Consider the following 8,575-nt stretch of genomic DNA (forward strand, 5'->3'; position numbering starts at 1 on the left):
ACATCGCGGCGACCTGCCTGGTGAGCGGCCGGTCGAGCCGTCCGGCGGTCACCGCGGGAAAGTTATCCACACCCTGTGTGCACGGCCGTCCGGCACGCGCGGTCTCCGGTTCGCCCGGATTCGCTGAGGTATCGCCCCTGAAGAGGTCGTCCGTCCGCGCGGTCCCCGAGTTGTGCACAGGTTTTTCCACAGCCTTCCACAGCCCTGTGGACGGTCCGCGCGGCGACATCGCGGATACTGATTCCATGCCTGAGCTACCTGAGGTCGAGGCGCTGGCGGGCTTCCTGCGGGAGCGCGTGGTCGGTCACGCCATCGCCCGGATCGATGTTCTCGCCATCTCCGCGCTGAAGACCTACGACCCGCCGGTGACCTCGCTGGGCGGGCTGACCGTCACCGGCGCGTCCCGGCACGGCAAGTTCCTCGACCTGGACGTCGACGGGCTCCACCTCGTGATCCACCTGGCCCGCGCCGGCTGGCTGCGGTGGCGGGACGAGATCCCGGCCAGGCCGGCGCGCCCCGGGGGCAAGAACCCGCTCGCGGTGCGCGTCCACCTGGACGACGGCTCCGGCTTCGACCTGACGGAGGCCGGGACGAAGAAGGGCCTCGCCGTGTACGTCGTCCGCGATCCCGCCGACGTGCCGGGCGTCGCGTCCCTCGGCCCCGACCCGCTGGACGACGCGTTCACCCCCGAGGCGCTCGGCGCGATCGTCGACGGCAAGCGCACCCAGATCAAGGGCCTGCTGCGCGACCAGAAGGTGATCGCCGGGATCGGCAACGCCTACTCCGACGAGGTCCTGCACGTCGCGCGGATGTCCCCGTTCAAGATCGCCGCGTCGCTGACCGCGGACGACGTCGCGACCCTGCACGAGGCCATCGTCACCACCCTCCGCGACGCGGTGGAGCGCTCGCGCGGCCTGGAGGCGCAGGACCTCAAGGGCGAGAAGAAGACCGGCCTGCGGGTGCACGCCCGCACCGGTCAGAAATGCCCGGTCTGCGGTGACACGGTCCGCGAGGTGTCGTTCGCCGACTCGTCCCTCCAGTACTGCCCGACGTGCCAGACGGGCGGCAAGCCGCTCGCCGACCGCCGGATGTCCCGCCTCCTCAAGTGACGCGCGGGGTCGGTCGCCGGTGCCGTTGTCCGCCCATTGGAGCACCCGGGCGCCGTTGGCGTTCGCCGCGTTCTCGACCCCGAGCACCTTGCCGCTGGGTGTGCATCCGGATCCGGCGGTACCCGGTGAAGCTCCGCAGGTCAGCCGAGTCCCATACGTGCAGGTACTGGTTGTTCTGCGAGAAGTCGGTGCCGTAGAGGTCCGTCGCCAGGACGACGAAGCTGCCGTCCTGCTTGCGGAACACGAACGGGTCGCGGAGGCCGCGCGTGCCCGCGGTGGGCGTGGTCACCGGGGCGTTGCGGTTCAGCGGCGTCCAGTTGAGCCCGTCCCGGCTGACCGCGAGGTGCAGGCCGTAGTTCGCCCCCGTCATCGAGGGCGACTCGGTGAAGTACGCCATGACGTACGCGTCGTAGGTCGCCGCCGCTGCCGGCGGCCCGTGCGCCACGATGGCGGCGGCCGCGGTGAACACGCTGATCAACAGGGCGAGGACTCTTCGGCGGGGGATCAACGCACCGATCCTTTCCGGTGAACCGACGGGAGCGTCGGCCGTTGCCATTGGAAATCGGTCGGCCGCCACCGGCGGCCGCCAAAACGGAGCCGTTTCTCGCGGGTGTGAACTTGCCCGTCAATGTGAGCGATAACATCAACAGTGTCAAGACCATGAACACATCTCGGCGGCTGTTAATGGCGAGGTGTTAGCGCGAACACATATCTGTCCTGGGACTTAACAAGTTCGCGAGATGGCAGGCCCGGCCTTGGACATGCGTAGGGCCCCGGCGCGACGCCGGGGCCCGTGGCTTACGGATGGATCGGGAACGGAGCCGGAACGGGGATGGCTCGTTCAGCGGACCTTGGGAACGTCGCCGAACAGCGGCGCGACCTCCGTCCAGCGGTGCAGCTGGCAGCCGTCCTTGCGGCTGAACTGGGCGTCGACCTTCTGTCCGTCCCAGGTGCCCTTGACCGTGGCGACCTCCGGGCCGCCGTAGATGTGCGTGCACATCTGGTCCTTGGGGACGGGCTTGAACGGGTCCTTGGCCTTGGTGAGGGCCGCGCAGGCTTCGGCGGCCTTCGGATGGTCGCCGCCCGGCGGCGCGCACGTCAGGGTCCAGGACTTGGCGGGGGCCTGCGCGGAGGCCCGGACATCGATGGTGAGCGTCTCCGCCGGCGAGCTGGACGGCTGCACGGACGTCGTGCCCGAAGGCTCGGTGGCGGGATTTCCGTTGGCCTGTTCGTCGCCGCAGGCGGCCGAGAAGAGGAGCACGGCCAGCCCGGGCGCTGCGAAGAGGAGCGTCCGATACCGCATGAGTGATTCGACGCACAGGGGGTCGGCGCGGTTCCATGGGGGTGTGATGAATTTCGGGGACGACGTGCCGGCCGTGCGGGCCGCTGACGTTCCGCAGGACGCCTACCTGCTGGACGTGCGGGAGCAGTACGAGTGGGACGCGGGGCACGCGCCCGCGGCGGTCCACATCCCCATGGGCCGGCTCGGCGACCGGGCCGGGGAGGTGCCGCGCGACCAGGAAGTCTTCGTGATCTGCCGGTCCGGGGCCCGCTCCGCCCAGGTGACCGTCGCGCTCAACCAGGCGGGCTGGCTGGCGAAGAACGTCGACGGGGGAATGAAGGGCTGGGCCGAGGCCGGGCGTCCGATGGAGGGCGGCGGCGACGGCCCCCCGCACGTGGCGTGATCCGCGCCGGGGCGGACAAGGGGCGCCAAGGCCCGTAGCCGGGCCGGGGGGAAAGGTTACCGGACGGTAGTCTTACCAAACGGTAAGTGTGACGTGGGAACTTTCGGTGCAAGTTGCCCCGCGTCGCGCGAGGTGCGGTGGCACGATTGCAGACGTGAACCACGTCCACGATCCGATCGCGCGCGCCGTCATCGAGAGCGCCGCCGATGCGATCGTGGCCGTCGACCAGCGGCACCGAGTCACCGTGTGGAACCCCGCCGCCGAGCGCATGTTCGGCTGGACGGCCGACGAGATGGTCGGGCGGGTGCCGCCGATCGTCCCGGACGAGCTGAAGGCCGAGCACAACGCCGTGCAGGAGCGGCTGCTCACCCGGCCCGCCGGCGAGGGCGAGAGCGGGCAGATCTCGATCGCCACCCGCAGGTTCCACCGGGACGGCCGCCTGATCGACGTGCGGATCGACACGAGCCTGCTGCAGGACCCGTCCGGCACGCTGCTCGGCTGGGTCGGGGTGTACCACCCGGTCGACGAGGACGAGGTCGTCCAGCACTACATGACCGAGCGGGCCAGGCTCGTCCGCCGGCTGAACGACATCGTCGCCGACCTGAACGCCGAGCTGGACCTCGCCGTCGTCCTCGACCGGATCACCGGCGCGCTGATCGAGCTGACCGGCGCCGACGCGGGCGGGTTCGTGCGGATCGAGGGCGAGCGGCTGCGGCTGGTCAGCATGTCAGGGCTGCCGGAGCACATGCGCGGCCGGTCCGCCGAGCTGCGGCCGAGCCTGGTGGGGGAGCTGCTGCGGTCCGGCAAGACCGTCAAGCTCGCGACGGGCGAGCGGCGCCTCGGCGACCTGATCTGGTCGGAGCTGTCCGGGCTGCACACCATCGCGCTCGGCCTGTCGTACCTGCAGAACCGCCCGTACGGCGCGCTCTACGCGCTGTTCTCGGGCGGCAAGGTCGGCCACACCGAGCTCGAGCTGCTGGAACTGCTCGCCGGGCACGCGGGCGTCGCGGTCGGCAACGCCGTCGCCTACGCGGAGGTCGTCCGGCAGCGGGCGCACGAGCGCGCCGTCATCGACTCCAGCGCCGACGGCATCGCCGTGCTCGACCACGATCTCGTCGTCCGGCAGTGGAACCCGGCCGCGCACACCCTCACCGGCATCCCGCCGGAGGACGCGATCGGCCGGCCGCTGCCGTTCGACATGCCCGCGCTCGGGGAGATGCTGACGTTCCGGCTGGAGTCGGGGACGTGGCTGAACGTGCTGGCCGCCGAGATCGAGGAGACCGGCGAACTGGTGGTCGACTTCCGCGACGTGTCGGAGGCCAAGGCGCTGGAGGAGGCCAAGGACCTCTTCCTCGCCACCACGAGCCACGAGCTGCGCACCCCGATCACGGTCGTGCAGGGGTTCGCGTCCACGCTGGTCAACCGGTGGGACGAGATGGCCGACACCGACCGGCGCGCCGCCGTCGCCACCATCGCCGAGCGCGCCCAGTCGCTCGGCCGCCTCGTCGAGCACCTGCTGCTCGGCTCCCGCGCGGGCGCCGACGAGCTGACGGTGACGATCGAGTCGTTCGACCTGGCGCGGGTGCTGACGGGGGTCGTCGCCGGGTTCCGGTCGCTGTCTCCGCTGCACCGCGTCGAGCTGGAGGTCGACCCGGACCTGCCGCCCTGCCAGGGGGACGCGATGGCGACCGACATCGTCCTCGGGCAGCTGCTGGAGAACGCGTTCAAGTACTCCCCCGACGGCGGGACGGTCAGCGTCCGGGCGGTCCGCGACGGATCCGACATCGTGGTGACGGTCGTGGACGAGGGGATCGGCATCAAGGCCGGCGACCACGAGCGCATCTTCGAGCGGTTCGTCCAGGGGGAGGCCGGGGACCGGCGGCGGTTCGGCGGAATAGGGCTCGGCCTGTACATCGTGAAGCGGCTCACCGAGGCGCAGGGCGGAATGATCTCGGCACATCCGGCCAAAAATGACAATCGTGACGGATCTCACATGGAGTCGGGCGGCTGGGGAGGAAACGGTTCCGCCGCGCCGGTGTTGCCGCCCGTTTCCAGGCAGAACACCCTGCTCCGCACCGCCGACGGGCGAGGACCCGCAGGTGGCGCGCGTCGCGGAGACGGCACGTGCATGCGGCTCGTCCTCCGCGCCGCCCACTGACCGCCCGCCGCCCGCCGCGTCCCGCGCGACGTGCTTACCGCGCGGCCACTCCGTCGCCGGTGCCGCGGTGAGACCGGTGTGACCAGGGCAATCGGCGGCCTCGATGGGTGGCAGGGTTGGCCTCTGCGGGAAAGTACGGTGTCCGGGGGGTGTGATGGACGAAACGCGTGCGTGAGGAGTAAGTCCGCCGTTGGCTGGATAGATCCTTTGATGGTTGCCGTTGGTGACGGGATTCCGATCCGAGGGTGATCACCGTGACCGGAGGTGCGGTGACTCGTTGTGCAGGTGGCAGACTAGTTGGTTCGTGTTTCCGGTCGGGATCCAAAGGGCATTTCGGTCCTACTGGAAGCAGGACGACGGGAAGCGTCCGAGTAAGCGGAACCTCGGGGAGGTGAGGGCGTCGAGCGTAGTACTGCTGCCCCACGCACCGTCCAGCGTCGCGGTCGCCCGTAGGCGCCTCAGCTCGGAACTCGTCGATTCGGGCGTCTACGACACCATCGTCGACGACGCGACCGTCATCATCAGCGAGCTCATCAGCAACGCGCTCCGGCACGCCCGGCCGCTGCCGTCCGGCCAGGTCAGGGTCCGGTGGCGGCGCCGCGAGGACGTCCTCGAACTCGAGGTCAGCGACGGCGGCGCCATGACCGAGCCGCGCCGCGGCCCCGGGACCCTGTCCTCGCTCGGCGGGCGCGGGCTCGGCATCGTCGAGACCCTGTCCGACGGCTGGGGCGTGCGCCACGAGGACGGCTCCACCACGGTGTGGGCCATCCTGCGGGCTCCCACCGCGTCCGGTGATGAGGAGGCGCGGGTGCCGGACGGGGCGCAGAGCGTTCCCGACCTCTCCGACTGGCCGGACCTCCTGGACGAGTCGGAAGAGTTCCACGACCGGAGCCGCACGGCGACCAGCAAGGCGTACCCCGCGTAAAGCCGCATCCCGCGCGGCCGTTCCGACGTTCAGATCTCGTCGCGGAGCAGCGGGCACGACATGCAGCGCGGCCCGCCCCGCCCGGTCCCCAGCTCGCTGCCGCTGATCCGGATGACCTCGATACCGGCCGCCTCCAGCTGCGCGTTCGTCTCGATGTTGCGCTCGTAGGCGACGCAGAGGCGCGGCGACACCGCGAGCGTGTTGTTGCCGTCGTCCCACTGCTCCCGCTCCGCGGTGACCGGGTCGAGGCCGGTGTCGATCACCTTGATCCGCTCGACGCCCATCGCCGCCGCGGCGGCGTCGAGGAACGGGCGCGGCCCGGTGACCCGCAGGTCGCCGTCGCCGAGCGTGACCGTGTAGGCGACGAGCGAGTGCGCCATCGGCGGATACATGACGACGGTGTCGACGTCCACCATCGTGCAGACGGTGTCGAGGTGCATGGTCGCCCGCTCCTGCGCGATCGGGACGGCCAGCACGGTGTGCGCCAGCCCCGCCGCGATCACCTGCCGGGCCAGCCGCTCCACCCCGGCCGGGGTCGTCCGCTCGCCCGTGCCGACCGCGATCACCCCCGGGCAGAGCAGCAGGACATCGCCGCCCTCAAGGTGCTCCAGGGACGGCGAGTACACCGGCTCCACCTCCGCGAACCGCGGATGGTGCGCGTAGACGAGGCCGGTCAGCGCCGCCTCGCGCCGCCGGGCCTCCATGGCCAGGCTCGTCACCGCCACCCGGTCCCCGATCCACGCGCTGTTGTCGCGGGTGAACAGCAGGCCGGGCAGCGGATCGATGATGAAGTCGAGCCGGTCCATCAGCCGGTAGACGAGCCCGTGCCCGGCCTTGAGCTCCTCGTGCGCCAGCCCGGCGATCAGCGTGTGCGCGAGGTTCTCCGGGGCGAGGTCCCGCAGGTGGTCCGCCACGACGCGGCGGAGCTGGTCGCCGAGGCGGAGGTCGGCGGTGACATCCGCGATGGCCTGCTCCCGTGCCTCCCCGTACTCCAGCGCGTCCTGCAGCAGCTCCGTCAGGTACAGCACGTCGACGCCGTGCGACCGCAGGGCCTCGGCGAACGCGTCGTGCTCCTCCTGCGCGCGCCCCACCCACGGGATCGCGTCGAACAGCAGCTTGTCGCTGTTGCGCGGCGTGAGCCGTTTCAGCTCGGCGCCGGGACGGTGCAGCAGGACGGTCCGCAGCCGTCCGACCTCGCTGGTGACCCGGTACTCGTGTGCCGTCCTCGTTGCCGTCACACTCCGCAGTCTAGGTGCGCGCCGCGCGGCGGAACCGACCGGACGGCCCTGTGCCAAGATGCGTCGGTGACCGGCAGGACGGCGGCGCTCCCGCTCCATCTCACGTCGGCGACGCTGCTGCGGGTGTCGGCCGAGGGCGTCGCGACGGCGCTGGTCCTGACCGTCCAGGCGCGCACCGGCAACGCCGCCACCGCCGGTTACCTGCAGACCGCGATGACGCTGCCGTACGTCCTGAGCGGCCCCCTGATCGGGCACGCGCTGGACCGGGTGGGCCGGCCCCGCCGCGTCGCGGTCGTCCTGGCCGCCGGGTACACCGTCGCGACCGCGGTGCTGCTGGCGGTGGCGGGCCGGTCGCCGCTCGTCCTGGCGCTGCTCGTCGCGGCGGTGATCGGTGTGACCGAGCCGATCGTCGTGGCGCTGACCAGCCTGCTTCCCCGGTTCGTGCCCACGGGGCGGCTGTCCCGCGCGTACGGGCTGGAGGCGTCCAGCTACAACCTCGCGGGGATCGCGGGCCCCGGTCTCGCCGCCGGTCTCGCCTCCCTGGCGGGCGGCCAGTACGCGGGGGTCGCCATCATCGCCGTCGGCGTCGTCGGTCTCCTGACGCTCCCCCTCCTCCCGTTCCCCGGCCCGCCTCCCGGCAAGGACGCCGACCCGGGCGCCGACAAGGACGCCGACAAGGACGCCGGCAAGGACGCCGGCACACGCCCCGGCACCGGCTGGTTCCCGATGATCGCGGGCGGGCTGCTCGTGCTGGCCGAGGTCCGGGTGCTGCGGGCGCTGACCGCGGCGACGACGCTCGCCTGGATGGGCTTCGGCGGCGTCGCGGTGACCGCGGTGCTCCTCGCCGAGCACATCGGCGCGGCGCCGAGCGCCGGCGGGCAGCTGCTCGTGGCGCTCGCGATCGGCTCGCTGATCGGCTCGCTCGCGTCCAGCCGCTGGCTGACGCCGAAGCACGGCGAACCGGTCATGATCGCCGGGCTGGTCGCGTTCGGCGCGTCGCTCGCCGCCCTCGCGGTGGCGCCGTCGCTGGCGTGGGCGACGGCGGCGTTCGTCGTCGCGGGCGTCAGCGAAGGGCCGGTGTTCGCCGCGACCCTGATGCTCCGGCAGCGCGAGTCGCCGCCGGAGCGGCTCGGCCAGGTCAACACCACGGCCGGCAGCCTCAAGATCGGCGCGTCCGCGGTCGGCGCCGCGCTGACCGCCGCGTCCGCCGCCGCGATCGGCCCGGTCGGGCTGGTCCTGGCGATCGCCGCCTTCCAGTTCGCGGGCGCCGCGGTCGGCCTCGTGCTGCTGCGCGTCCCCGCAGGTGAAAAACCTGTCGACGCGGTGCAGGGCGATTCGTAGTCTTCGAGCATGTTCTTCGCGGCCGGCACCACGACGCTCGCAGGCACCGCCCTGCTGAGCGCGGTGCCGGCTGCCTTCTCGGCAGCCGCAGCAGCAGCAGGCGGCGGCATCGACGGCCG

At 71.8% G+C, this 8,575-nt stretch carries 8 protein-coding genes; 5 read left to right on the forward strand and 3 right to left on the reverse strand.

Annotated elements, in window-relative coordinates; genetic code table 11:
• Positions 1-245 precede the first annotated feature (245 nt).
• The gene (locus IEZ03_RS13080) at positions 246-1,109 is read left to right on the forward strand and encodes an Fpg/Nei family DNA glycosylase (RefSeq protein ID WP_184878261.1); all 864 of its coding nucleotides are present in this window, start codon (positions 246-248) and stop codon (positions 1,107-1,109) included.
• Here the strand turns inward: IEZ03_RS13080 and IEZ03_RS13085 are convergent.
• Together IEZ03_RS13085 and IEZ03_RS13090 are read right to left on the reverse strand one after the other, a co-directional pair.
• Entirely contained in the window at positions 1,102-1,617 is a 516-nt protein-coding gene (locus IEZ03_RS13085; RefSeq protein WP_229808261.1) for a glycoside hydrolase family protein, read from the reverse strand. The two genes, IEZ03_RS13080 and IEZ03_RS13085, sit on opposite strands and share 8 nt — an antisense overlap.
• Before the next feature lie 333 nt (positions 1,618-1,950).
• The gene (locus IEZ03_RS13090; RefSeq protein WP_184878263.1) at positions 1,951-2,412 is read right to left on the reverse strand and encodes an SSI family serine proteinase inhibitor; all 462 of its coding nucleotides are present in this window, start codon (positions 2,410-2,412) and stop codon (positions 1,951-1,953) included.
• Between the two features lie 46 nt (positions 2,413-2,458).
• Here IEZ03_RS13090 and IEZ03_RS13095 point away from each other — a divergent pair, with 46 nt between their 5' ends.
• The 3 genes from IEZ03_RS13095 (at position 2,459) to IEZ03_RS13105 (ending at position 5,877) form a co-directional block, all read left to right on the forward strand.
• Positions 2,459-2,794, forward strand: a complete 336-nt coding sequence (locus IEZ03_RS13095) for a rhodanese-like domain-containing protein (protein WP_132049427.1) — start codon at positions 2,459-2,461, stop codon at positions 2,792-2,794.
• 145 nt (positions 2,795-2,939) lie between these two features.
• Entirely contained in the window at positions 2,940-4,952 is a 2,013-nt protein-coding gene (locus IEZ03_RS13100) for a PAS domain-containing protein (RefSeq protein WP_184890216.1), read from the forward strand.
• A gap of 391 nt (positions 4,953-5,343) precedes the next feature.
• Positions 5,344-5,877: an ATP-binding protein gene (locus tag IEZ03_RS13105; protein ID WP_229808262.1), complete on the forward strand. Its 534-nt coding sequence runs from the start codon at positions 5,344-5,346 to the stop codon at positions 5,875-5,877.
• Positions 5,878-5,906: 29 nt separating this feature from the next.
• Here the strand turns inward: IEZ03_RS13105 and IEZ03_RS13110 are convergent, their stop codons facing one another.
• On the reverse strand, positions 5,907-7,115 hold the full coding sequence (locus IEZ03_RS13110; RefSeq protein WP_229808263.1) for an arginine deiminase: 1,209 nt from the start codon (positions 7,113-7,115) through the stop codon (positions 5,907-5,909).
• Between the two features lie 66 nt (positions 7,116-7,181).
• Between IEZ03_RS13110 and IEZ03_RS13115 the strand changes: the two genes are divergently transcribed.
• Entirely contained in the window at positions 7,182-8,456 is a 1,275-nt protein-coding gene (locus tag IEZ03_RS13115) for an MFS transporter (protein WP_184878267.1), read from the forward strand.
• Positions 8,457-8,575: the final 119 nt, after the last annotated feature.

It is taken from the genome of Actinomadura livida (genome assembly GCF_014648675.1).
GTDB lineage: Bacteria > Actinomycetota > Actinomycetes > Streptosporangiales > Streptosporangiaceae > Spirillospora > Spirillospora livida.